General features: G+C 73.0%; 25 protein-coding genes. 11 read left to right on the forward strand and 14 right to left on the reverse strand.

Annotated elements, in window-relative coordinates:
- The first annotated feature begins 125 nt into the window (after positions 1-125).
- Both ACZ52J_RS16140 and ACZ52J_RS16145 read left to right on the forward strand, forming a co-directional pair.
- Positions 126-1,547, forward strand: coding sequence for a pyridoxal phosphate-dependent decarboxylase family protein (locus ACZ52J_RS16140; RefSeq protein ID WP_465619274.1), 1,422 nt, complete (start codon positions 126-128; stop codon positions 1,545-1,547).
- A 319-nt stretch (positions 1,548-1,866) separates the two neighbouring features.
- Positions 1,867-2,295, forward strand: a complete 429-nt coding sequence (locus ACZ52J_RS16145; protein WP_360505111.1) for a PPOX class F420-dependent oxidoreductase — start codon at positions 1,867-1,869, stop codon at positions 2,293-2,295.
- Positions 2,296-2,406: 111 nt separating this feature from the next.
- Here the strand turns inward: ACZ52J_RS16145 and ACZ52J_RS16150 are convergent, their stop codons facing one another.
- The 4 genes from ACZ52J_RS16150 to ACZ52J_RS16165 form a co-directional block, all read right to left on the reverse strand.
- Positions 2,407-3,210: a putative protein N(5)-glutamine methyltransferase gene (locus ACZ52J_RS16150; protein ID WP_465619277.1), complete on the reverse strand. Its 804-nt coding sequence runs from the start codon at positions 3,208-3,210 to the stop codon at positions 2,407-2,409.
- A gap of 360 nt (positions 3,211-3,570) precedes the next feature.
- On the reverse strand, positions 3,571-4,371 hold the full coding sequence (locus ACZ52J_RS16155) for a TetR family transcriptional regulator (protein WP_465619279.1): 801 nt from the start codon (positions 4,369-4,371) through the stop codon (positions 3,571-3,573).
- 87 nt (positions 4,372-4,458) lie between these two features.
- Positions 4,459-5,358 carry an AfsR/SARP family transcriptional regulator gene (locus ACZ52J_RS16160; protein WP_465619281.1) on the reverse strand — a complete coding sequence of 300 codons (900 nt, stop codon included), beginning with the start codon at positions 5,356-5,358 and terminating at the stop codon, positions 4,459-4,461.
- Between the two features lie 298 nt (positions 5,359-5,656).
- Positions 5,657-6,367 carry a ScbR family autoregulator-binding transcription factor gene (locus ACZ52J_RS16165; RefSeq protein WP_465619283.1) on the reverse strand — a complete coding sequence of 237 codons (711 nt, stop codon included), beginning with the start codon at positions 6,365-6,367 and terminating at the stop codon, positions 5,657-5,659.
- Positions 6,368-6,756: 389 nt separating this feature from the next.
- Between ACZ52J_RS16165 and ACZ52J_RS16170 the strand changes: the two genes are divergently transcribed.
- The gene (locus ACZ52J_RS16170; protein WP_465619285.1) at positions 6,757-7,431 is read left to right on the forward strand and encodes a hypothetical protein; all 675 of its coding nucleotides are present in this window, start codon (positions 6,757-6,759) and stop codon (positions 7,429-7,431) included.
- A 239-nt stretch (positions 7,432-7,670) separates the two neighbouring features.
- Here the strand turns inward: ACZ52J_RS16170 and ACZ52J_RS16175 are convergent, their stop codons facing one another.
- Positions 7,671-8,525, reverse strand: coding sequence for a hypothetical protein (locus ACZ52J_RS16175; protein WP_465619287.1), 855 nt, complete (start codon positions 8,523-8,525; stop codon positions 7,671-7,673).
- Between the two features lie 373 nt (positions 8,526-8,898).
- On the opposite strand from ACZ52J_RS16175, the gene ACZ52J_RS16180 reads away from it, so the two are divergent.
- The 4 genes from ACZ52J_RS16180 (at position 8,899) to ACZ52J_RS16195 (ending at position 12,131) form a co-directional block, all read left to right on the forward strand.
- Complete coding sequence (locus ACZ52J_RS16180; RefSeq protein WP_465619289.1) at positions 8,899-9,825, forward strand: trypsin-like serine peptidase; 927 nt, start codon at positions 8,899-8,901, stop codon at positions 9,823-9,825.
- Between the two features lie 123 nt (positions 9,826-9,948).
- Positions 9,949-10,998 carry a trypsin-like serine peptidase gene (locus ACZ52J_RS16185; RefSeq protein WP_465619292.1) on the forward strand — a complete coding sequence of 350 codons (1,050 nt, stop codon included), beginning with the start codon at positions 9,949-9,951 and terminating at the stop codon, positions 10,996-10,998.
- A 228-nt stretch (positions 10,999-11,226) separates the two neighbouring features.
- Entirely contained in the window at positions 11,227-11,646 is a 420-nt protein-coding gene (locus ACZ52J_RS16190; protein ID WP_465619294.1) for an ArsR/SmtB family transcription factor, read from the forward strand.
- Positions 11,643-12,131 carry an SRPBCC family protein gene (locus tag ACZ52J_RS16195; protein WP_465619296.1) on the forward strand — a complete coding sequence of 163 codons (489 nt, stop codon included), beginning with the start codon at positions 11,643-11,645 and terminating at the stop codon, positions 12,129-12,131. Before ACZ52J_RS16190 ends, ACZ52J_RS16195 begins: the two co-directional genes overlap by 4 nt.
- Before the next feature lie 51 nt (positions 12,132-12,182).
- On the opposite strand, the gene ACZ52J_RS16200 is transcribed toward ACZ52J_RS16195, so the two are convergent.
- Entirely contained in the window at positions 12,183-12,587 is a 405-nt protein-coding gene (locus ACZ52J_RS16200) for a RidA family protein (RefSeq protein WP_465619298.1), read from the reverse strand.
- Between the two features lie 212 nt (positions 12,588-12,799).
- On the opposite strand from ACZ52J_RS16200, the gene ACZ52J_RS16205 reads away from it, so the two are divergent.
- Positions 12,800-13,423 carry a C40 family peptidase gene (locus tag ACZ52J_RS16205; RefSeq protein WP_465619300.1) on the forward strand — a complete coding sequence of 208 codons (624 nt, stop codon included), beginning with the start codon at positions 12,800-12,802 and terminating at the stop codon, positions 13,421-13,423.
- A gap of 15 nt (positions 13,424-13,438) precedes the next feature.
- Here the strand turns inward: ACZ52J_RS16205 and ACZ52J_RS16210 are convergent, their stop codons facing one another.
- Entirely contained in the window at positions 13,439-13,978 is a 540-nt protein-coding gene (locus ACZ52J_RS16210) for a MarR family winged helix-turn-helix transcriptional regulator (RefSeq protein ID WP_465619302.1), read from the reverse strand.
- Between the two features lie 82 nt (positions 13,979-14,060).
- Here ACZ52J_RS16210 and ACZ52J_RS16215 point away from each other — a divergent pair, with 82 nt between their 5' ends.
- On the forward strand, positions 14,061-14,471 hold the full coding sequence (locus ACZ52J_RS16215; protein WP_465619304.1) for a VOC family protein: 411 nt from the start codon (positions 14,061-14,063) through the stop codon (positions 14,469-14,471).
- Between the two features lie 57 nt (positions 14,472-14,528).
- On the opposite strand, the gene uppS is transcribed toward ACZ52J_RS16215, so the two are convergent.
- From uppS to ACZ52J_RS16230, 3 genes are all read right to left on the reverse strand, one after another.
- The gene (uppS, locus tag ACZ52J_RS16220; RefSeq protein ID WP_465619306.1) at positions 14,529-15,305 is read right to left on the reverse strand and encodes a polyprenyl diphosphate synthase; all 777 of its coding nucleotides are present in this window, start codon (positions 15,303-15,305) and stop codon (positions 14,529-14,531) included.
- A 229-nt stretch (positions 15,306-15,534) separates the two neighbouring features.
- A complete protein-coding gene (locus tag ACZ52J_RS16225; RefSeq protein WP_465619308.1) occupies positions 15,535-16,323 on the reverse strand; it encodes a hypothetical protein in 789 nt (262 codons plus the stop codon).
- A complete protein-coding gene (locus ACZ52J_RS16230; RefSeq protein ID WP_031071696.1) occupies positions 16,320-16,619 on the reverse strand; it encodes a PadR family transcriptional regulator in 300 nt (99 codons plus the stop codon). The genes ACZ52J_RS16225 and ACZ52J_RS16230 overlap by 4 nt, the downstream gene beginning before the upstream one ends.
- 113 nt (positions 16,620-16,732) lie before the next feature.
- On the opposite strand from ACZ52J_RS16230, the gene ACZ52J_RS16235 reads away from it, so the two are divergent.
- Positions 16,733-17,752, forward strand: a complete 1,020-nt coding sequence (locus ACZ52J_RS16235; RefSeq protein WP_465619311.1) for a hypothetical protein — start codon at positions 16,733-16,735, stop codon at positions 17,750-17,752.
- Positions 17,753-17,902: 150 nt separating this feature from the next.
- Here the strand turns inward: ACZ52J_RS16235 and ACZ52J_RS16240 are convergent, their stop codons facing one another.
- The 4 genes from ACZ52J_RS16240 to ACZ52J_RS16255 all read right to left on the reverse strand — a co-directional run bounded on the left by ACZ52J_RS16240 (position 17,903) and on the right by ACZ52J_RS16255 (position 21,430).
- Positions 17,903-18,394, reverse strand: a complete 492-nt coding sequence (locus ACZ52J_RS16240; protein ID WP_465619313.1) for a hypothetical protein — start codon at positions 18,392-18,394, stop codon at positions 17,903-17,905.
- Positions 18,395-18,578: 184 nt separating this feature from the next.
- A complete protein-coding gene (thrS, locus tag ACZ52J_RS16245) occupies positions 18,579-19,868 on the reverse strand; it encodes a threonine--tRNA ligase (protein WP_465619315.1) in 1,290 nt (429 codons plus the stop codon).
- 230 nt (positions 19,869-20,098) lie between these two features.
- Positions 20,099-20,839: a leucine-rich repeat domain-containing protein gene (locus ACZ52J_RS16250; RefSeq protein WP_465619317.1), complete on the reverse strand. Its 741-nt coding sequence runs from the start codon at positions 20,837-20,839 to the stop codon at positions 20,099-20,101.
- Between the two features lie 102 nt (positions 20,840-20,941).
- Entirely contained in the window at positions 20,942-21,430 is a 489-nt protein-coding gene (locus ACZ52J_RS16255; RefSeq protein WP_465619319.1) for a carboxymuconolactone decarboxylase family protein, read from the reverse strand.
- 86 nt (positions 21,431-21,516) lie between these two features.
- On the opposite strand from ACZ52J_RS16255, the gene ACZ52J_RS16260 reads away from it, so the two are divergent.
- On the forward strand, positions 21,517-22,494 hold the full coding sequence (locus tag ACZ52J_RS16260; RefSeq protein ID WP_465619321.1) for a pirin family protein: 978 nt from the start codon (positions 21,517-21,519) through the stop codon (positions 22,492-22,494).
- The last annotated feature ends 206 nt before the right edge of the window (positions 22,495-22,700 follow it).

Here is a 22,700-nt window from a genome sequence, read left to right on the forward strand (position 1 = left end):
CCCGCCCCACCGACAACTCCCCCGGCTCCTCCGCCCGGGCCAGGCCACCCGCGCCGGATTGGCCCGGGACAGCGCGCCCGCCGCTCCCTACGCTCGGGCGCACAGTCGATCAACGGAGAACCCGCATGCACCCCGAACTCGCCGCCGATCTCGCGCGGTTGCCCGAACTCCTGGAGGAGACCCGGCAGCAGGCCCTCGCCTTCCTCGACGGCCTCGCCGACCGGCCCGTCGTCCCGCAGGCGGCCCCGCCCGGCGCCGGATCCGTCGGTCCGGCGAAGCTCGCCGAGGCGGGCGGCGGGTTGCCGGCGGCGCTGGCGGAGTTCGCCGAGCGGTGGGAGCCGCGCCTGTCGGGCAGTCCCGGGCCGCGGTACTTCGGGTTCGTGACCGGTGGTGCGACCCCGGCGGCGCTGGCGGGCGACTGGCTGACCTCCACCGTCGACCAGAACTCCAACTCCTCGCTGGACCCGGCCGGTCAGCACCTGGAGCGGGAGACGGTCGGCTGGCTGCGCGAGCTGTTCGGGCTCTCGGCGGCGCACCACGGCACCTTCGTGAGCGGCGCGACCATGTCGAACACGGTCGGACTGGCGATCGCCCGCGAGTGGCTGGGCGAGCGGCTCGGCGTGGACGTCGCCGAGGACGGGGTCGGCGCGCTGGGCCGGGTCCGGGTGCTGTCGGGCGGCGCGCACTCCTCCGTCTCCAAGGCGCTGTCGGTGCTGGGCCTGGGCCGGACGGCGCTGCGGTCCGTGCCCCTACTGCCCGGCCGGGAGGCGGTGGACGTGGCCGCGCTGGAGCGGGCGCTGGCCGAGGCCGACGGGCCGTGCATCGTGGTGGCCAACGCGGGCACCGTCAACACCGTCGACTTCGACGACCTGCGGGCGATCGCCGACCTCCGCGAGCGGTACGGGTTCTGGCTGCACGTGGACGCCGCGTTCGGCGCCTTCGCCGCGCTGTCGCCGGAGCACGCGGAGCTGGTGGCCGGCCTGGACCTCGCCGACTCGGTCTGCGTCGACCTGCACAAGTGGCTCAACGTGCCCTACGACAGCGCCGTGCAGTTCACCCGCCGCCCCGACCTGCAGGCCCAGGTCTTCCGGAACGCCGCCGCCTACCTCGGCCCGGTCGGCGAGCACCCCGACCTGGTCCACCTCACCCCGGAGAACTCGCACCGGCTGCGCGCCCTCGCCGCCTGGTTCACCCTGCGCGCGTACGGCCGCGCCGGCCACCGGGAGATCGTGGAACGCAACGTCGCGGGCGCGCGGGCGCTCGGCGAGGCGGTCGAGCGGATCGACGGCCTGCGCCTGCTCGCCCCGGTGCGGCTGAACGTCGTCTGCTTCACCCTGGCGACGGATCCCACCCCCGAGCGCCTCGCCGCCCTCGCCGCCGAGCTGGCCGACGACGCCTTCGTCACCCCGACCCGCTACGCCGACCGGCCCGCCCTGCGCGCGGCGTTCAGCAACTGGCGCACCACGGAGGCCGACGTGCGGCGGACGGCGGAGGCACTCGGGCAGGCCGTCCGGAAACTGACCGCCGACCGGCGCCACGAGGCCTGACGGCGCGGCCCGGTGCCGGCCCCACGACGATGACGATGGGGACGGCACCGGGCCCGAGCACCGGGCCGATGGCTCAGCTCCGGTCGTGGTCCCCGCTCCCGCCGTCGATCAACTCCCGCAGGATGTCCAGGTGTCCGGTGTGCCCGGACCGTACCAGCCACTACCGACAACCCGGCTCCCCGACCGCGGCTCCCCGACGGCGGCCCGCTGTTCCGACCGCGGCCGGCCGTTCCGCCGCGCGTGTCATCCTGAGCGCCGCCCACGCAACACGCCTGCCGCGCCTTGACCTTCACACCGTGTGAAGCCCGATGATCCTCCCATGACCGCCACACCGTACGACCCGTACGCGCTCCTCGCGCAGAGCCGCCTCGGCATCCTCGCCACCATCAAGGCGGACGGCCGGCCCCAGCTCTCCCCCGTCATGCCGTTCTACGACCCGGAGACGAACGTCATCCTGATCTCCACCCGGGACGGGCTGGCCAAGACCGCCAACCTGCGCCGGGACCCCCGGGTCAGCCTGGAGGTGACCGGGCCGGACGGGCGCTCCTGGGTCACCGCCGAGGGCATCGCCACCCTCACCGGTCCGGGCACCGACCCCGACGGCCCCGAGGTCGAGGCGCTGGTCGACTACTACCGCAGCGCCGCCGGCGAGCACCCCGACTGGGCGGAGTACCGCGAGGCGATGGTCTCCGACCGCCGGGTGCTGCTCACCGTCCCGGTCGACCACGTGTACGGCACCCACCTCTGAACGGCCCGGGTGAACCGCCCGGGTGAACCGCCCGGCTGAACGGCCCGGGTGAACCGCCCGGGTGGGCGCGGCCACCGTCACGGGGGTACGGTGGCCGCGCCCGCCCGCGGCTCAGCACAGCGTCGCGGTGACCACCGTGGCGTCCAGGTCCTCCTGCCGGCTCGCCACCGCCGTCAGCCCGGCCGCCCGCGCCACCCCGAGGGCTGCCGCCACCTGCCGCTCACTGGTCTCGAACAGCAACGACCCGCCCGCAGCCAGCCACCGGGGCGTCTCCGCGACCACCCTGCGCAGCACGTCCAGGCCGTCCGCGCCGCCGTCGAGCGCCGGCCGGGCCTCGTGCAGCCGCGCCTCGGGCGGCAGCAGCGCGAGGTCCCCGGTCGGAACGTACGGGACGTTGGCGATCAGCACGTCCACCCGGCCGCGCAGCGCGGCCGGCAGGGCGGCGAACAGGTCGCCCTGGTGGATCCGCGCCCCGGTGCCGGCCAGGTTGCGGCGGGCGCAGCGGACCGCCTCCGGGTCGATGTCCGCCGCGTACAGCTCGACCGGGTGCCCGGCCCCGGCCGCCACGGCGGCGCCCAGCGCACCACTGCCGCAGCACAGGTCGAGCACCACCGCGCCCGGGCCGCGGGGCGGGCCGGTCAGCGCGGTGGCGGCGGCGGCCAGGAACTCGCTGCGCCGGCGCGGCACGAAGACGCCCGGGTCGACGGCGATCCGCAGACCGGCGAACTCGGCCCAGCCGACAACGTGTTCGAGCGGCCGCCCCTCGGCACGGGCGCGGACCATGGCGGCCAGGTCGGCGGGCGCGGCTGCTGCGCGGAGCAGGATCCGCGCCTCGTCCTCGGCGAACACGCAACCGGCTGCACGCAGCCGGGAGACCACCGAGGAACGGAGAGCGACGGAGGAGAAAACCGGCAAGAGAACCCCTTGGGGAAGACGGGAGGAAAGCGAACGGAGGAGGAAACGACTCCGTCAGGGCTCCCGCAAGGGCCGACACCGCGCCGGTGCGTCACCCGCGCTACACGCGCGAGGCGCCCGCACGGCCGCGCTCCGGGAGCACCCGCTCGGACATTCCGGTAATGGGTCTCACCTCCCTGAATCACGGTCATACTCGGCATCAGCCACCCTACCGCAACGCCGGTCGGCGGCACGTGCCGGTCGCGCGGGGGCCTGTGCCGGCAAGGGAGTTCGCGCGCCGGTCAGGCCGGCTCCGCGCCGGGCAGGCGGTTCGCGCGCCGGGCAGGCGGGCTCCGCGCCGGGCAGGCGGTTCGCCGCCGGTCAGGCGGGCTGCGGTACCGGCGGCCTGGTGCGGTAGGAGCCGGCCGCGCCCGGGGGGACCAGGCAGGGCAGCAGCCAGTCCCAGAGGGCGCCGACCCGGCGGGCGCGCTCCTCCGCGGGGCAGCCGTCGGCGAACACCACTTCCAGGCCGCAGGCGGCGGTCACCACCAGGATCTCCGGGCCGAGCCCGCCCGCGCGGTCGCGCAGCTCGCCCGCGCGGCGGGCCCCGGCCAGCAGGTCCCGGACGACGGCGGCCCAGACGCGGTGGAAGCCGCGCATGCCCGCGAGGGTCTGCCGGGCGTCCACCGCTCCGGTTTCACCCGGATTCGGACCGCCCGGCCTGGCTTCGCCGGCCTTCGGCCCGCCCGGTTTGACGTCACCCCGCTCGGCCCCGCCCGGCTCGACCCCACTCCGCTCGACCCCACTCCGCTCGGCCCCGCCCGGTGGCGGTTCCGCCTGCCAGCCGCCGTCCTCGCGGCCGAGGCGGAACGCCGCCCGGACCACCGGGTCCGCCCCGAGGGCGTCGACCAGCCAGTACCCGGCGTCGATCAGCCCCTGGAGCGGGGAGGAGGCGGCGCGCTGGTCGCCGCAGGCCGCGCGCAGCGAACGCTCGGCCTGCTCGAACACCGCTCTGGCCAGCTCCTCCTTGGAGGCGAAGTGGAAGTACAGCGCCCCCTTCGTCACCCCTGCGGCCGCGGCGATCTCGCCGAGGGTGGCACCCGCGTAGCCATGGCGGTCGAACAGCCCCGCCCCCGCCTCCACCAGCCGCCCGCGCGTCCGTTCCGACCTCTGCTGGACCACCCGTCCCACAACCCCTCACGACGACAAGCACGTTCGACCAAGCCCCGGTGGCACCCGGGCGGGCGCCGAGTCCTCCGACCGTCGCCCTCAGCCGACCCGGCTGAGCCGGGCCGCCGCGGTGTCCGCCAACGCGGCCGCGCCCACAGCGGGTTCGCGCTCCGTCTGCGCCGTCCGCTCCGGACCGACGGGTCGCTCGGCAGCGGCGGGTCGTTCCGGCCCCGTGAGCAGGATGGAGCGCTGCAGCCGGCGCAGCCCGACCGAGGGCTCCATGCCCAACTCCCGTACCAGGGTGTTCCGCAGGCGCTGGTAGGCCTCGAGGGCCTCGCCGCGGCGCCCGGAGCGGTGCAGGGCGATCATGTACTGGCCGTGCAGGCTCTCGTGGGTGCGGTAGCGGTCGACCAGGACGGTGAGTTCGGCGAGCAGGACGCGGTGGCGGCCCAGCCGTAGGTCGGCGTCGATCCGCTGGTCCAGAGCGCAGAGCCGGGTCTCCTCCAACCGCTTGGCTTCGACAGCGAGTTGGCCGCCGACCGGGACGTCCGCGAAGGCCGGTCCGCGCCACAGCGCGAGCGCCTCGCCGAGCATCCGGGCGGCCAGCGGGTGGTCCTCGCCGTCGATCGCCCGGTAGCCCATGCCGGCCAGCCGCTCGAACTCCCGGATGTCCGTCAGTCCGCCGCCGCTGTTCAGCATGTAGCCGCCGGGCGAGGTCACCAGGACGTCCTTGGCGCAGGACACCCCCGCCTCCTCGCCGGCCCGGGCGAACGCCCGGTCGATCAGGTCGCGCAACTGGAGGACGTACGTCTGCACGGTGGTGCGCGCACTGCGCGGCGGACGGCCGGACCACAGCTCGTCGGCCAGCACCCCCGCCGGAACCACCTGGTCCGCGCGGAGGGCCAGCAGCCCCAGTACCTGACGCGGCTTCGGCGCCGACGGCACCACTGACAGCCCGCACACCCGGACGTCCAACGCCCCGAGCACCCGAATTTCCACGATGACCACCCCAATCACACGGAACGCCGCAAGCTCGTCGCTGCGGCCGGCACCCGGGTCGACACCCCTGGGGGCAACTGCCACCAGTGAAAAACAGGACGCGCGGTTTGTCAATACAAAACCGAACGTGCTGTTTGTTTTTGAAGGCGGGCTGCCTGGGCACTGCAAGAAGCCACACAACCACCCTCGGTAGTGTTCGCAGGGCAAACCAAAGGCGGCGTGACCCCGTGGTCCCGCCGCCGCCCGCGCGCCCCATCCTCCCCCAGCCCCCCTGCACAGGAGGCAGGTTGAGCTCCCGTCAGCCGACGCCGATGCCCGCCTGCGCCTCGACCGGCACGTCGTCGCCCTCGTCCCCGCCGCCCTCGTCCGCACGGGCCGCCGCGATCTCGGCGACCACCTGGGCACCCCGGTCCGGCCCCATCCGCAGCGATCCGAGCACGCCGGGCACCGCGATGCTCGGCATCAGGTGCTGGAACAGCCCCGACACCCGAAGCTCCAGGTCAGCCCGCCCGGAAAGCTTCTGGGACTGGATCTGAACCCCCGTCCACGCCGCGATGATCAGCCATGCGGTGTCCGCCGGAACGACGTGCGGCAGCAGCTCGCCGCGCTCGCCGGCCGCCAGCAGCAGCGCCTCCATCCGGCCGATCCACCCCGGGATGGCACCGCCGCCGAGGTCGTCGAACACGTCCTGCCCGAGCGAGAGCCGGGCACCCGCGCTCAGCAGCGGGTCACGTGGCATCAGATGCGCCACCACCATCCCGGTGTCCACGAACTCCTGGAGCTTGCAGCTCCGTTCGGGAACTCCGTCCTGGGAGAACTGTTCCTCGACCACGCCCTGCGCGAGATCCCGCTTCGACGCGAAATGGAAATACACCGCACCACGCGTCACACCGGCCCGGGAGACCACCTCGCCGATGGTCGCGCCCTCGTACCCGAACTCGTCGAAGACCGACGCCGCCGCCTCCAGGATCAGCCGACGCGTCCGGAGCGCCCGCTCCTGCCGTACCACCGCAACCACCCCGCCCTGAGATGCCGGAAAACAAAACCAAACACCCCGTATCTTAGCTGCGCCCAACCCGCAACCGGCAAGACGATGTCGGTTAATCGCCCGACCCCTCCCCCTTCCTCACCACCCGCCGAGCCCCCACCTGAAGGTCCGTCACCACAGGCCTCGCCCACCGCGGCAGTGAGGCCTCTTCCAAGGACTTCTTCCATCCGTAAAAACCGAACGATTGGTTTCTTTAAAGGTAATTCCGGAGCTCGCCGCAAGCCTACGGCCGATCTCCGCACCCGGTGCCGCTCCGCAACCGCCGCCCTCGAGCGCGGCGTCGTACGGGTCAGTCGACCGTACGGTCGCAGCGGCCGAAACGGCCGAAACGGCCGTACCCGGGGGGAACCATGAAGCTCGACCCGCTGCGTCGCCATGCCGCCATGGCGACGGCCACCGGGCTGGCACTCGCCGCCCTGGCCTCCTGCAGCACGTCCACGACGACGGGCCCTGCCGCCCCTGTCACCATCCCGGCGACCGCCGTCAGGCTGCCGCTCGCAGACAGGGTCGCGGCCGGCCTGGAACGGATCCGCGCCACCGCCCAGGACAATCCGCCCGGAGAACAGTGGGGCCACTACCAGGACGAGGGCGGCACGATCTGGTACTTCTGGCCCCTCCCCGACGGACGGTTCTGTCACGGAAAGGAGTTCGAGCTCGGGGACCAGGACATCCGGGAGGTCGGCTGCACGAGCAACCCCCTCCCGGACGACGGCACGCCGGCCGTGAACGCCCTCCTGGGCCCGGCCAGTGTGACCGGCGGCCGGTGGGTGAGCTTCCTCTACGCGGACCAGGAGGACGTCCAGGACATCGCCTGCGGCGACCTGCACTTCACCGCCCGGCGCATCGCCCGCTTCCCCGGCACCCACGGCCCGCGCACCCTCTACGCCGTCAGCACGCCGTGGGCCGCGCTGGGCCTCCTGCACGCCCGGGTCCGCCGCGCGGACGGCACCGTCGCCCCCGACCTGGCGCGGTTCCCGGACGGGAGCGAGTCCGCACACGTCTCCGGCGAACGCGTCTGCGCGTGAGAAGTCGGCCAGGCCGACTTCTGGTGCCAGGCCCTACAACTCCGCCACGTGCAGGATGAGGCGCCGGGCGGCGCGCTCCGACAGGATGCGCTGCTCCTCGACGGCGGCCAGGTCCAGCGGGACGGGCGGGGCCCACGTCGTCCCGGCTCAGGTTGCGGGGGCCAGGTTCGGAGTCACCACGCAAGCCTCGCGCGCAGGTGCGGTGCCGGTCCACGTGGGTTCGCGGGTCCGGCCCGGTGTCAGGTCGCCCAGGGCAGCCGCAAGGTTTCGAGCTCGGCGTCGCCCAGCAGGGCCTCGATGAGGTCAGGGGGTCCGGCGACCTTGGTGGCCCAGAGGTCGTAGTCGGTGCACAGCACCCAGGAACGGTCGGCGGCCCAGAGGTTGGAGGGGCTGGCGTCGACGTCGGTGGTGTCGTAGAGGGCTTCGGCGTCGCCGAGGCGGCCCGCGCGCACATGGACGTTGTCGAAGTCCCCGAGCATCAGCGGGTTGTAGTAGGCCAGGCACCGGGTGTCCGGGCCGGCCGGACCGTACGCGGTGAGGACGGCGATCAGGCGGTTCCAGGTCTCCCGGTCGAGGCTCCCCTCGGTGGGCGGGACGATGCCGAGCGGCCAGCTGCCGTCCTTCTTCGCCGACGGGAAGCAGCGGTTGGAGGGCAGCAGCCCCTCGGGCACCACGGGATCGCCGGTCCGCTCCGCGAGCTCCGCCCAGCGCAGCCGGTGCCAGCCCGGCCCCGGGTGCTCGGCGCGGCCCAGGTCACCACCCGTGACGACACCCACGGCATCGAGGTCCACGCCCATGAACACACGCGGCTGTGCGCTCCCGTCCGCCAACCGGGCCTGCCGGTAGTCGTTGTACGAGAGCTCGCTCGGCCCCCGCTCGTGCTCGTACATGGCGTTGAGCACCCAGACGGCGTCGGGCATCGCGGGCGCCATGAACCCGAGCACGCCGTCACCGCACAGCTCCCCCAGCCAGTCGGTCTCGCCGGACGGCGCGAGCGGCCACCGGCCGGACATCGGGTCGGCCTGCAGGTCTGCCGACAGGTCGATCCGGGCATCAGGCTGGGCATCGGGCTGGGCATCAGGCTGCTCGGGCATCCGATCATGCTCCCACAGCGCCGGATCACGGACGGCCCCGGACCAGCGCAGGGGGCGAGCAGGGCAGCAGCTGCGACCGATACAGGAATGAAACGCTCTTTACCGGATTCTGCTGTCATCGATGAAGGGATGAGACTCGCCGTAGACGGGATTCTGACGTCGCGTCCCTACGGTGCCTGACATGTCACCTATCCATGACCGGATCGGCGGTCACCACACCAGGATCCGCAGCCGAGCGCGCGCCCAAGTCGTCCTGACAGCACTCGTGTTGGCAGCCGGCACGGCGCTGGCCGCGCCCGCAGGAGCCGCAGGAGCCGCAGGAGCCGCAACGAAGAACGGGGCCGCAGCGAGGAGCGGGCCCGCCACAAGCCGGGTGGTCGTCCATCCGGAGGCGGTCACGGCCGCGCAGCAGCAGGCCGTCCTCGGTTACTGGACCCCCGAGCGGATGGCCGCCCTGATCACGCGGTCGTCCGGCAATCCGCCCAGGAGTGCCCCCGACGGAGCTCCGTGGACCGGCGCCGACACCCTGAGCAGGACGGTCGGCAGGCTGTTCTTCACCAACCACGGTGAGGACGAAAGCTGCACCGCGACCGTCGTGAACAGCGCCAACCGCAGCACCGTCGTCACGGCGGGGCACTGCGTCAACAGCCCCGACCTCCTGGGAAACGACAATCAGTGGCTGTCGAACGAGCTGTTCGTCCCGGGCTACCACGACGGTCTCGCACCGTACGGCACGTTCGTCGCCCGCGCCGGGGTCGCCGACGCCACCTGGCTCCGCAACGACGAGCAGAACGCCCTGACGTACGACGCGTACGACCAGGCGTTCCTGGTCCTGAACACCAACGCCGCCGGCCAACGGGTGCAGGACGCCGTCGGCGCCGCACAGCGCATCGGCTTCGACCGGCCGGGCAACGCGTCGGTCCACGAGTTCGGCTATCCGCGCGAGGCCTCGGGCGATCCCGGGCGCGCGGGCCTGCCGGAGTACACCGGGGCCAGGCTCGCCTACTGCGTGGGGCAGACCCGCGAGTACCCCGGCACCAAGGAGCACCCGGAGCCCCGGGGCGAGTGGGGCGCTCCCTGTGTGATGGGCGGTGGCTCCAGCGGCGGTCCCCGCATCGCCGACTTCGACCCGTCCTCCGGGATCGGCACGGTGGTGGGTGACGACACCCTGAGTGCCTTCTTCGACTCCTCGGGCCAGGTCTGCGACCACGGCAACGCCGCCTGCCTCCGGCACCTGGTCGGCCCGCAGTTCACCTCCGCGATCACGAAGCCGCTGTACAAGGCCGCCGAACGCTCCTGAGGCGTCGACGCCGGCACGCCCCGATCCGGTGGTCACGACCGCCTCCCGAATCGAGCCGCGCCCGACCAACCCATCTCGACCAACCCCACTCGGCCAACCCGACCCGACCCAAGATTGGCAACGATGTCAGCCCTCCACCGAGCATTTCCCAGCAAGCTCGCCGCCGCGGGAGCCCTCCTGCTGAGTGCGACCACCGCCGCGGTGCTGCTGCCGGACACGGCCTTCGCCGCGGAGCAGGAATCCGTCACGACGCACTCCGGCGCCACAACCGAACAGGAGCGCAGCCGGATCGACACCTACTGGACGCCGATGCGGATGAAGCTGGCGGGCGCCATGGTCCCCGAGATCACCCCCGTGCCGGAGGACGACAACACGCCTGACGATCCACATCCGCTTCCCGCGAACACGCTGGATCCCGGATCGACCTGGACGCACGGCGGAGCGGTGAACACGAGCGTCGGCCGTCTCTTCTTCACCTTCGCCGACGGCTACGACGGCAGTTGCACCGCAACGGTCGTCAACAGCGCGAACCACAGCACCGTCATCTCGGCCGCGCACTGTCTGCGGGCCGTCGGGGCTCCCGCCACCGACGCCACGTGGAACCACAACCTCTACTTCGTGCCCGGCTACCGCAACGGAACCAAACCGCTCGGCGGCTTCACCATCAGGAGCGTGGCCACGTCCTCCCGCTGGGACGCCGATCCGAGCACGACGACCTCGGACGGTGTCGCCGTCGCCGGCTACGACACGGGAATGCTCGTGGCCAACCCCTCAGCCGGGGGACGGCGGATCGCGGACGTCACGGGAAGCCAGCGGATCGCGTTCACCAAGCCCGTCAAGGACGAGTTCATCCACACCTTCGGGTACCCGAAGGACCGACTCAACAACCCCAGCGCCACCTACACCGGATCACGCATGATCCACTGCGCCGGACCGGCCCAGCCCGGCCCCAAGGCCCCCCTGCTGTGGGGTGAGCCCTGCGACATGTCCCACGGGGCGAGCGGCGGCCCCCACCTCGCACAGTTCGACACCCGGACCGGCATCGGCACCGTCGTCGGCGTCACCACCACCAGCGACGAACTCGCGGGTGGCCAGAGCAAGACGCTCTACGCCACCCGCCTCGGCGACAGCGCCCGCCGCCTCTACAGCTGGGCGCAGACCCGGGTGGCCTGACCTCTCGGTCGGCGCCTCCTCGTTCAGCCCGTACTCGTTCAGCCCCGGTTCGGTCCGTTCACCCCTCCTCGGCCGGCACCTCCCCCGGTCGAGGAGGACCCGTGCCCGGCCGCCGGCGCCACACCCGTTGCCGATCAGCGGCTTCCACAACCAAACGGTTGAACAAGCGGGCGGAGCGGCGTAGCGTTGTTCTCAACCAATCGGTTGAGGATGAACAGGGGTGTGCAGGTGGCTGTCGACCAGCTGTCCCGGGCGTTCGTGGCCCTGGCGGATCCGACGCGGCGGGACATCGTGGCCCGGCTCTCGATCCGGGACGCGACCGTGGGTGAGTTGGCCGAGTCCTACGCGATCACCATGCAGGCCGTCTCCAAGCATCTGAAGGTACTGGAGGAGGCCGGGCTGGTGAGTCGCAGCCGGGACGGGCAGCGCCGTCCCTGCCACCTGGAGCCGCAGGTGTTCGACGTGATGACGAGCTGGATCGAACGGTACCGGCGCCAGGCCGAGGAGCGGTTCGGCCGCCTGGACGCCCTCCTCGCGGACATGGCCGACCACACCGCCCACCCCCGCACCGACAACGACGAAGACAACGAAGACCACGAAGGCAACGACCGACCGAAGCCCCAGCAGAGCGAAGGAGTCCCGTCATGACCTCCACCACCGGCCCCGAGACCCGGATCGAGGCGGACCCGCAGCTGCCCACCATCCGGATCGTCCGCGAGTTCGACGCCCCGCAGGAGCGGGTCTTCCAGGCCTGGACCGAGCCCGAGCTCGTCGCCCAGTGGCTCGGCCCGAAGGACCTCGAGATGAAGATCGACACCTGGGAGGTGCGGACTGGCGGCCACTACCGCTACTCGATGCACCGCGAGGGTCAGGAGATCGCCGCCTTCTACGGCTCCTTCCACGAGGTCCGGCCGACCACCCGGCTCGTCCAGACCTTCACGTACGAGGGCGTGCCGGACGGCGTCTCGCTGGACACCGCAACCTTCGAACCCGCCGGGGAGGGCCGTACCCGCGTGACCGTGCTGTCGGTGGTCGACAGCCTGGTGGCCCGGGACGCCATCCTGGCCAGCGGCATGGAACACGGAGTGGTCGAGGGCTACCGGAAGCTGGACGCCCTGCTCGCCGCGAGCTGACCCGCCTCGGCACGCCGGGCTTCCGCGCGGTCAGGGCGGCACGGCCATCCCTCAGGGCAGCACGGCCACCGCCTCGACCTCCACCAACTGGTCGGTGTACCCGAGCACCGAGACGCCGAGCAGCGTGCTGGGCGCATCGTGCTCCCCCATGTACGCGCGGTAGACGTTCCACACCCTCACCAGGTCCGCCCGGTCCCCGGAGGCCACGTACACGGTGGTCCGGGCGATGTCGGTGAGCCCGGCGCCCGCGTCCTCCAGCACGGTTATCAGGTTACGCATCACCTGGTGGGCCTGTCCCTCGTAGTCGCCGACGGAGACCGTCCGGCCCTCCTCGTCGAGCGGGCAGGCCCCGGCCAGCCACAGCGAGCGCGCCGGGGCTTCGACCACCGCGCCGTAGGCGTAGTCGACGGCCGGCGTCAGACGCGTGGCGCGGATCAGCTTGACGGCGCTGCTCATGAGGTCCTCCTACGGTCCCGACCGAACGTTCGCGCCCATCGTTGGCTCCACCTGAACGACCGTCAAACCATTTAGCGAGGAACTTCCCGCCGTTCCAAGGCCGGTGCGCCCACGATTCACCGTTGCGGGTGATGGCGGACGGCCCCGCCGGAACGGAATCCTGGTGCCGCTACGCGCACTTCCACCCGCAACCACCGTCCGGGAGCCGCCCCATGGAACCCCAACCGTCCGACCGCGACCAGGACACCGGCGTCGGCCGGCGCCGCATGCTCGGCCTCGCGCTCGGGGCCGGCCTGGTCCCGGCACTCGCCCCGGCGGCGCACGCGATCCCCACCGCGCCGCCCGAGAGGAGCACGCCGCCGAGCGACGCACTGGGCCTGCGGGTCGCCGCCGTGGCCGCGGCCCAGATCGGTGTGCCGTACGCCTGGGGCGGCGGAGACCGGCTCGGCGCGAGCCTCGGCTTCTGCGACGACGAGAACGGCTACCTCAACGGCGTGTGCCTGGGCGAGAAGACGGTCGGCTTCGACTGCAGCGGCCTGTCGCTCTACTGTTGGTACCGGGCCAGCCACGGCACCGTCGAGCTCGGGCACTACACCGTCGCGCAGTTCAACCGCAGCGCACCGGTGGAGCGCGACGCGCTCGCCCCCGGCGACCTGCTGTTCTTCTCCCGTCCCGACGCACCCCTGCACCACGTCGGGGTCTACGTCGGCGACGGCGCGATGATCCACGCCGAGCGCACCGGGACGCTGATCGCCCGCGTCGAGCAGGTGCTCGACGTCCCGCGCTGGGCGGGCGAGTTCGCCGGCGCGCGCCGCCCCGGGCAGCCCGTCGGCTGAGCGCCGCTTCCCCGCTCACAGTCCCCTGCGCGGCTCTCCCGACCCCCGGTGGACCCGCAGCAGCAGCGACTGCAGCACCTCTCGCTCCCCCGCGTCCAGCGGAGCGAGCACCTCGTCCTGCACCGCCCGCGCCTGAGCGTCGAGTTCGGTAAGCAGCGCCCGTCCGGCGTCGGTGATCGAGACCGAGACCCGGCGCCGGTCGGCCCGGTCCCTGGCGCGCTCGACGTACCCGGCGGCGGCGAGCTGGTCGGCCACCTTGGCCAGGTCGCTCGGGTCGAGGCCCAACCGCCGTACCAGGTCCCGCTGGACCTGGGGGCCGAAGTCGGCGAGCGAGGCGAGCACCGCCATGTCCCAGAGCCGCAGGCCGCGTTCGGCCAGCCGCTCGGCGAGCCGGCCACGGGCCGTCTTCCCGACCCGGGAGAGCAGGTAGGTGCTCAGGTCCAGCAGCGTCGGGGGGAGCTCGGGCGCGCGCTCGGGCTCGGAAGCAGGGAGCTCGGAAGCAGGGAGCTCGGAAGCAGGGAGCTCGGAAGCGGGGGGCGGGTTCTCGGAGACCATGGCGGAAGTCTAGGGTCTCTCCCTATAGTGGGTTGCAACCCACTAATTTCGGCCCCAACCCATCGCCCCCAGGAGTTCGACTGTGGACGCCCTGTACCCCCGCCTGCTCGTCACCCGCTTCGCCGACTGCTTCGCCTTCTACGGCGCGATCCTCCCGCCGCTCACCGGCGCCACCCTGGTCAAGGCCGCACCCGGGGGCCCGTACGCCAACTGGGACCTCGCCGACCAGGCCGTCCTGGTGCTCTACGACCGCGCCGCGATGGCCGCCACGCTCGGCACCGCCGAGCAGCCGGCCCGCCCCGCCGCACCCGCGCAGGACGCCGCGATGCTGGTCTTCCGGGTGGACGACGTGGACGCCACCCTCGACCTCTGCCTGCGCCACGGCGGCACCCTGGCCGTCGAGGCCACCGACCGCCCGGAGTGGGGCCCGAACCTCCGGACCGCCCATCTGCGCGACCCGGACGGCCACCTGATCGAGCTCCAGTCGTACTGAGAGAACCGTCCCGCTCGGCCCGGGCCCCGGAGCCGTCGTCCAGGTGTGGCCGCCAGCTCAACTGCCGTAGCGCCGCTGCCTGGCGGCGAAGCTGCGGACGGCACGCAGGAAGTCGACCTCGCGGAACGCGGGCCAGTAGGCCTCGCAGAAGTACAGCTCCGAATACGCGCTCTGCCAGAGCAGGAAGTTCGACAGCCGCTGCTCGCCGCTGGTGCGGATGACCAGGTCGGGATCGGGCCGGCCGGCGGTGTAGAGGTGCGGGGCGATGTCGTCGACGGTCAGGGCATCCGCGACCTCGGTCAGTGACGCGCCGGACTCGGCGCGCGCGTACATCAAGTCACGGACGGCATCGACGACCTCCTGGCGGCCACCGTAACCGACGGCCAGGGTGAGGTGGGCGCCGGTGGTGCTGGTCCGGGTGGCCTCGACAGCCTCCTTGAGGGCGTGCGCGGTACTGTCGGGCAGGGCGTCGGTCGTTCCGGCGAGGTGGACCTGCCAGCGGGCGTCCGGGCGGATGAGGCGGTCGACGACCACCTGCTCGATCAGCCGCATCAGGTAGGCGACTTCGGTGTCGCCCCGGCGCTGGAGGTTCTCGGTCGAGCACACGAACACGGTGACGTGCGTGATCGCCAGGGCCTCGCACCAGGACAGCACCTCCTCGACGTGTTCGGCGCCCACCTTGTGGCCGATGCTGGGGTTGGCCATGCCCATGTGTCGGGCCCAGCGGCGGTTGCCGTCCATGATCAGTCCGACGTGCCGGGGCAGCGGGCCCGCCATGACCCTGCGTCGCAGGCGGCGAGTGTAGAGGGCACGGAGCAGGTCAGGCATGAGCACCGTCCAAGTGGTCGGGGAGGCCCGCCCGTTCGGGCGGCGCCGGGTTCATGGGGTTCGGTCCGGGCCGTGGCGTCGGGCAGCCCCGCCGGAGGGCACGCCAAGGCGATGCCGGGCGGCCGGGTACGGTGGCCGGCCGGTCACGGCAGCCGGCCGGTCGCGGTCGCCGGCCGCTGGGCGCTGCATGACAACACCCTTGGCAGTGACGGCAGTTGACCAAGGCGCTCCGGGCTCAGCAGGCCGACGGGAGTTCGCGCAGGTCGCGCAGGGTACCCGCGCACACCGCCGTGAGCAGCAGCAGGCCGACGCCGATCGCGGTGCCGAGCGGGTGGAACCCGTCACCGGTGACGGAGCGGCCGAGGATGGTCGCTCCGCCGGTGGCGCTGGCCCCGGCCAGGGTCCAGACGCCGACGCGCAGGCGGCCGGTGCCGGGCGGCACGACGGCGTCCGCGCCGACGCCGGTGAAGATGCGGGGGATCTGGATCGCGCCGAGCCCGAGAGCGATCCACCAGGCGGCGAGCAGGGCGGTGCGCAGGGTGGGCGGCGAGGCGTCGGCGTCGACGCCGCTGTGCACCAGGACGACCACGGCGGTGCCGAGGGCCGTGGGCACGGCGAGGCGGCGCAGCGCCCAGCCCAGCAGCGTGAGCGCGGCGGCCGCCGTCCGCCGTGGCTGGGGGGCGACCAGGGCGATGCCGAGCAGCAGCAGGGTGGTGCAGCCGTGCGTCACCCCGTCGCGGATGCCGTCGGCGGGCAACGGGCCGGCCTGTTCGGCGGCCAGGTGGCCGAGGAACCAGGCGGCGAGGGCGACGGTGATGCCCATGGTGGCAACCCGCCGCTGGCGCTGCGTCGGGGAGTCGGCGGGCCAGAGGGCCGGGTGCAGCCACATGTCCACGATGCCCGCGACCAGGTCGGGCCAGGACTTCCAGCCCGCACCCCGGGCCTCGTCCTCCACCATCGAACCCCAACGCTCGCGGAAGGCGTCCGGGTAGAGCCTGACCAGGCCTCGGGCGACGACGCTCACGCGGGGTTCACCCCCAGGCGTCGCAGTCCCGCGTTCGCGACGCGGGCCATCGCCCGCAGCTCGCGTTCCAGCACCTCGCGGCCGAGGGGGGTGAGCTGGACGGGGCGCTGGCGTCCCTGACCGTCGAGCGGCTCGATCAGCCGCTTCGACTCCAACCTGGCCAGCGCCCCGTAGAGGCTGCCGGGCCCCAGCCGCTCCCCGGTCAGCTCCTCGATCGCGGTGTTGATGGCGTATCCGTGCAGTGGCCCGTCCGCCAGCGCGCAGAGCACCAGTGTCTGGGCGTCGTTGGCTTGCATGTCGCTTTGCTCCTCTGCTTGCTCTTCCGCCTGTTCCTCCGCTTCTGACGGAGCACCATACTACGCGGCATGAACTACGCGCCACGTACTACGTTATGTGTACTATCACCGCCATGCGCGATGACATGACGAACCATCACCTGGACATCGGACACCCCGCCCGCCGCGCCGCAGCAGCGGCCTTGTGGACGTCCACCGCCGGCGCCGCCGCCTTCACCGCGTTCGCCTTCCTGACGACGCAGGTGCGCGCGGTCCGGGCGGGCAGCCCCTGGCAGGACGACCCGTACGACGCGGTGGTGACCTTCACCCTCTTCTTCGTCCCACTACTCGGCGCACTCGGCACGGTCCGGATGCTGCTGTGTCGCCGTGACCGGCCACTGCCGCGCTACCGGGTCGAGCAACTGCTCCGGACCGCTCTGGTCAGCACGCTGCTCGTCACCGCCACGCTCGCCGCCGACTGGGTGGCGGTGGCCGCGCGGGCGAACCGCGGGCTCTGGAACGACGGCACCCCCTGGCTGGTCGCCTCCCTGCCGGCGCTCACCACGATGACGGCCGCCGGCCTGTTCCTGCACCGCCGGGCGGTCCGGCTGCTGTCCGGAACGACATGCGGGGGCGGGGACTGGCTGGACGACGTCCTGCCCCTGGTGAACCTGCTCACCGGCCGTCACCCGCGGGTGGGACGGCGGCTCACCACGCTGATCGACCGCAGCGATGTGCTCGGCTTCACCCGCCGGCGCTTCACCGCGCTGGCCGCTGCGGCCGCCCTCGCCGCCGGCCTGCTGGTGGCCACGGGGCTGGCATCCGGCGAGGGCTGGCCCGGAGTGCTGCTTTTCGCGGTGGAGAGCGCGGTCTTCGCCGGCGGCACCTTCGCCTTCACGGTGACCTGCAACGCCGCCCTCCGGTTCGCCGCTCCCCCGCCCACCACGAGGGCGCGCCGCGCCGCCCGGATCGCGACCACCGCGGCGGCCTCGGCGCTGCCGGTCTCGCTGGCGCTACGGGATACCCTCTGGCAGCTCCTCGGGCTCGGGCGCCACGCCGACTCCATCGGCCCCTGGGCGATCGTCACGCTCGTCGGCGCACTGCTGACGGGTGTGCTCACCTTCGGCGTGGTCGCGATCGGAGCCGGGGCGTGAGCGCGGGAGCCGGTTCTCCGAAGGACGCGATCGCTGCCCGGACAGCACCTCGACGTCACGGGGGTTGCGCCTTCCCGCCGACCCGGCACGCGCCGGCCGCCGGGCACCACCCCGGCGGCCGGCGGCCGGAGCACCCGGCGGGCCGAGCCGTCAGCGGTGGTAGACCTGCAGCTCGCGTACGGCGTCGTTGAGCGGCGACCAGAGGTGGACGGTGTTGCAGTTGTTGTAGCCCTGCATCGAGGACACGCTGAGCGCCACGTCGATGTAGTTCACCAGGTGGTAGCCGGTGGAATCGCAGCCGCCCGCGTCCCCGTAGAACGTGTAGATGACGCCGCCGCCGTAGTTGATGTCCTTGTACTCCTCCAGCAGCAGCGTACGGTCGGCCGGTTGCTCCGCCGTACGGGTGCGGCCGTCGGCCCGGGCGAGTGCGTCGGCCCGGGAGTCCGGCGAGCAGGCCCGCCCGAGGACCGGCGAGGCCGCGTCCGCGCCGGGGACGTGCCCGAGCACGGCCGCGCAGTACTGGACGTCGGGCACGGGCAGCGGGCGGAGCTGGGCCGAGCCGGCCGGAGCGGCGGCCACCGCCCCGGCGAGCGCGAGACAGCCGGCGAGGGCGGGGGCGACGAGTCTGCGCGGGATGCGCACGGGATACCTCCGGTACAGGTGGCAGAGGGGGACAGCGGCGGCCCTGGACTCGGCCGCCGCGCCCATTCGACGGGCGGCCGCCACCCACGGCGCCGCCGACACAGCGCGCACCGCACTAGTCGTACGTATGCCACCGGCCCCGGGGGTCCGACCCCCGGGGCCCCTCGCCCGCGCGACGGCCCGGTCACCCCTCCGCGCCGACCTCCCACAGCTCGGCGCTGCACGCGGCCACCAGGGCACCGATCCGCGCCAAGGCCTCCTCGGCCGGCAGCGGCTCCAGTCGGCGGCCGTCCCGCAGGCGCAGCGCGACCCGGTCGTCCACGGCCTCCTTGGCACCGATCACCGCCTGGTACGGCACCAGCCGGGCCTCCCGGATCCGGGCGCCGAGGCTGCCGTGCTCGGGACCGGCGACCTCGGCGCGCAGTCCGAGGTCCAGGCAGCGCTGCCGGAGCCGTTCGGCCTGCGGCAGTTCGGCGTCGGAGATCGGCAGCAGCACGACCTGGGCGGGCGCGAGCCAGGCCGGGAACGCGCCGCCGTACAGCTCGATCAGGTGGGCGACCACCCGCTCGACGCTGCCGATCACGCTGCGGTGGACCATCACCGGGCGGTGCTTGGCGCCATCCGGGCCGACGTAGTGCAGGTTGAACCGTTCGGGCTGGTGGAAGTCGATCTGGACGGTGGAGAGGGTGAACTCGCGCCCGGCGCCGTCGGCGATCTGCACGTCGATCTTGGGCCCGTAGAACGCGGCCTCGCCCTCCGCCGCCTCGAACGGCACCCCGGAGCGCTCCAGCACATCGGTGAGCAGCGCGGTGGCGCGCTCCCACAGCGCGGGATCCGCCACGTACTTGCCGCCGTCGCCGGGCAGCGAGAGGCGGTAGCGGACCGGCACGATGCCGAGCGCCCGGTGTGCCTCGCGGATCAGCTCCAGCGCGGCGACGGCTTCGTCGGCGGCCTGCTCGGGGGTACAGAACACGTGCGCGTCGTTCAGCTGGATCGCCCGGACCCTGGTCAGTCCGCCCAGCACCCCGGACAGCTCGGAGCGGTACATGCCGCCCAACTCGGCCATGCGCAGCGGGAGTTCCCGGTAGCTGTGGGGGCGGGAGCGGAAGATCAGGGCATGGTGCGGACAGAGGCTGGGCCGCAGCACCACTTCCTCCGAGCCCAGCTCCATGGGCGGGAACATGTCCTCGCGGTAGTGCGCCCAGTGGCCGGAGATCTCGTACAGCTCTCGTTTGCCGAGCACCGGGGAGTAGACGTGGCGGTAGCCGGCCCGGCGCTCGCGGCCTCGGATGAACTCTTCAAGGGTGTGCCGGATCGCGGCGCCATCGGGCAGCCAGTACGGGAGGCCGGAGCCCATCAGCGGGTCGGTGTCGAAGAGGTCGAGTTCGCGGCCGAGCTTGCGGTGGTCGTGCTGGGGGTGGCAGCCCCGGGGCTGGTCGGGCAGGGGCCGGCCGTGCGACGGGTGGGCGTTCATGGCGGTGGTCTCCACTCTGGGGCTGCGGGCGAGTGGAGCCGGAGACGACGAAGCCCCGGGGCACTCGCCCCGGGGCTTCGGACTAGGTCAGCAGTCAGCGCGCCGGGACTCTCTCCGGCGTCGTCGTGACGAGTGCAGCGCGCTTCATGCGATCAACCGTAGCAGGTCGGAAGACGCGCGCAAGATCTTTCCGAGGGGGTCCGACGAACGGCCTCGACAGTCGGGCGGCTTCAGTACAGGACGACGCAGCCGCGCGCACCGAGCGCGTCCAGCACCCGGGCGGACGGCCGCACCTCGTTCCACCGCAGGTCCAGCTTCTCGAGCGCGGGCAGCGCGGGCAGCGCACCCGGTTCGTCCAGCCAGTGCGGCAGTTCGGTGATCCGGTTGCCGCGCAGGTCGAGGCGGCGCAGCAGCGGCAGCCCGGCGAGCACGGCCGGCACCTCGGTGAGGGCGTTCTCCCTGAGCTCCAGCTCGCGCAGCTCGGTGAGGCCGGCCATGGAGTCCGGCAGTGCGGTCAACTCGTTGCCACGGAGCCAGAGTTCGCGTAGCGCACGGAGCCGGCCGATCTCCTCGGGCAGCGCGCCGAGGCGGTTGTGCTGCGCGCGGAGCTCGACCAGGGCGGTCATCTCGCCGATGGCCGCGGGGAGTTCGGTGAGCCGGTTCTCGCCGACGTTGAGGTAGCGCAGTGCGGTGAGCCGCCCGAGGGCGTCCGGCAGGGTGGTCAGCGCGTTGTCGTGCAGGTAGAGGAAGTCGCCCAGCCCAGTGAGGTCGCCCAGCCCGGCGGGGACCTCGGCGAGCTTGTTGTGCCCGAGGTCGAGGGTGCGCAGAGCGGCCAACCGTCCGATGGCCGGGGGGAGTTCGGAGATCCCGGTGTCGGCGAGGATGAGCACCGTCAGGTCGGTGCGGTCCCACACCTCGGCCGGCACCTCGTCGAGCGGCTGCCGCCAGAGGTTCAGGGTCACGTCCGTCACGGCTGCACTCTACTCTCGCCCCCTCCCCCCGCGGGAGGAACCGGCCGCGCACCCGCCGAAGGAGGGCCCACGCCTTCAGGCGGAGGCCCTCCGGCGGAGCGGCTACCGTGCCGGGGCCGGGCGGACCGGGTGCTTGCTCATGATGGAGACCCGGTTGAAGGAGTTGATGGCGATCGCCACCCACACCACCGCCGAGATCTCGGCCTCGCTCATCGCCTCGCGCGCGGCCCCGTACGCGGCCTCCTGCGCGGCCGCGTCGGCCGGGTCGGTGGTCGCCTCGGCCAGTGCGAGCGCGGCGCGCTCCCGCGCGTCGAACAGCTCGGTGTCGCGCCATGCCGGGAGCACGCCCAGCCGCTGCGTGGTCTCGCCCTCGCGCAGCGCGGCCTTGGTGTGCACGTTCAGGCAGTAGGCGCAGCCGTTGATCTGCGACACCCGGAGGTTGACGAGCTCCACCAGTCGACGGTCCAGCCCGGCCTCGGCCGCCACCTCGCGCGTCGCCTCGGCGGCCGCGACGAGCGCCTTGTACGCCTGGGGGCTCTGCTTGTCGATGAACACCCGCCGGTCCGTCGGGACCACCGTCACATCACTCACCTGAACTCCTCGGGCCGATCACTGTTTAGGCTGATCACTGTCGCGCGCCACTCTGCCATGGCATGATAGTTGAATATAGAACTACCATGCACCTGGGAGGGACCCCGACCGTGAGCACCACCGAGACCGACCTCATCGAGCCGCCCGCCGCCGCCCCCCGCGTGGAGGTCCTGCCCCCGCGCGACGTCCCGCTCGGCGGCCCGCGCGCGATGACCGTGCGCCGGACGCTGCCGCAGCGTTCCCGCTCCCTGATCGGCGCCTGGTGCTTCGTGGACCACTACGGCCCCGACGACGTCGCCCACACCGGCGGCATGGACGTCGCCCCGCACCCGCACACCGGCCTGCAGACCGTCAGCTGGCTGTTCACCGGCGAGATCGAGCACCGGGACAGCCTCGGCGTCCACGCGTTCGTCCGACCCGGCGAGGTCAACCTGATGTCCTCCGGCCACGGCATCGCCCACTCCGAGGTCTCCACCCCCGCCACCACCACCCTGCACGGCGTCCAGCTGTGGGTCGCCCTGCCAGAGGAACACCGGCACACCGGCCGCGACTTCCACCACCACGCCCCGGCCCCGGTCGCCCTGGACGGCGGCGAGGCCCGGGTCTTCCTCGGCACCCTCGCCGGCGACACCTCCCCCGTGCCCACCTTCACCCCCCTGCTCGGCGCCGAACTCACCCTCCGCCCGCACGCCACCGTCACCCTCGCCGTCGACCCCGCCTTCGAGCACGGCCTCCTGGTCGACTGCGGCGAGGTCCGCCTCGCCGACACCCCGCTGCACGCCGCCGACCTCGGCTACCTCGCCCCCGGCTCCACTGCCATCACCCTCACCAACACCGGCGACACCGATGCCCGGACGATCCTGCTCGGCGGCACGCCCTTCGAGGAGCAGATCGTCATGTGGTGGAACTTCATCGGCGGCAGCCACGAGGAGATCGTCCAGGCCCGCGCCGACTGGCAGGCCGCCACCGACCGCTACGGCGAGGTCCACGGCTACCCCGGCGACCGCCTCCCGGCCCCCGAGCTCCCCGGCACGCCCCTGAAGCCGCGCGGCCGCACCCGCTGACCTGCGCATTCGGTGATCGGAGAGGCGACTGCGGGGCCTGCCGCCCGCCCTGGGCGCAGGTGAGACGCGTCGGGCCGGGGACCACGGCGTCCCGGTTCGGGTACGTGCGGGCGGAGTCCTCGAGCAGGACCGAGGGGTTCGGCATGGTGTCTTCCGGAAGGGTGGACCGGGCCAGGCCGCGGCGGGGGGACACGCGGCCTGGCCCG

It is taken from the genome of Kitasatospora sp. NPDC034035, assembly GCF_055575755.1.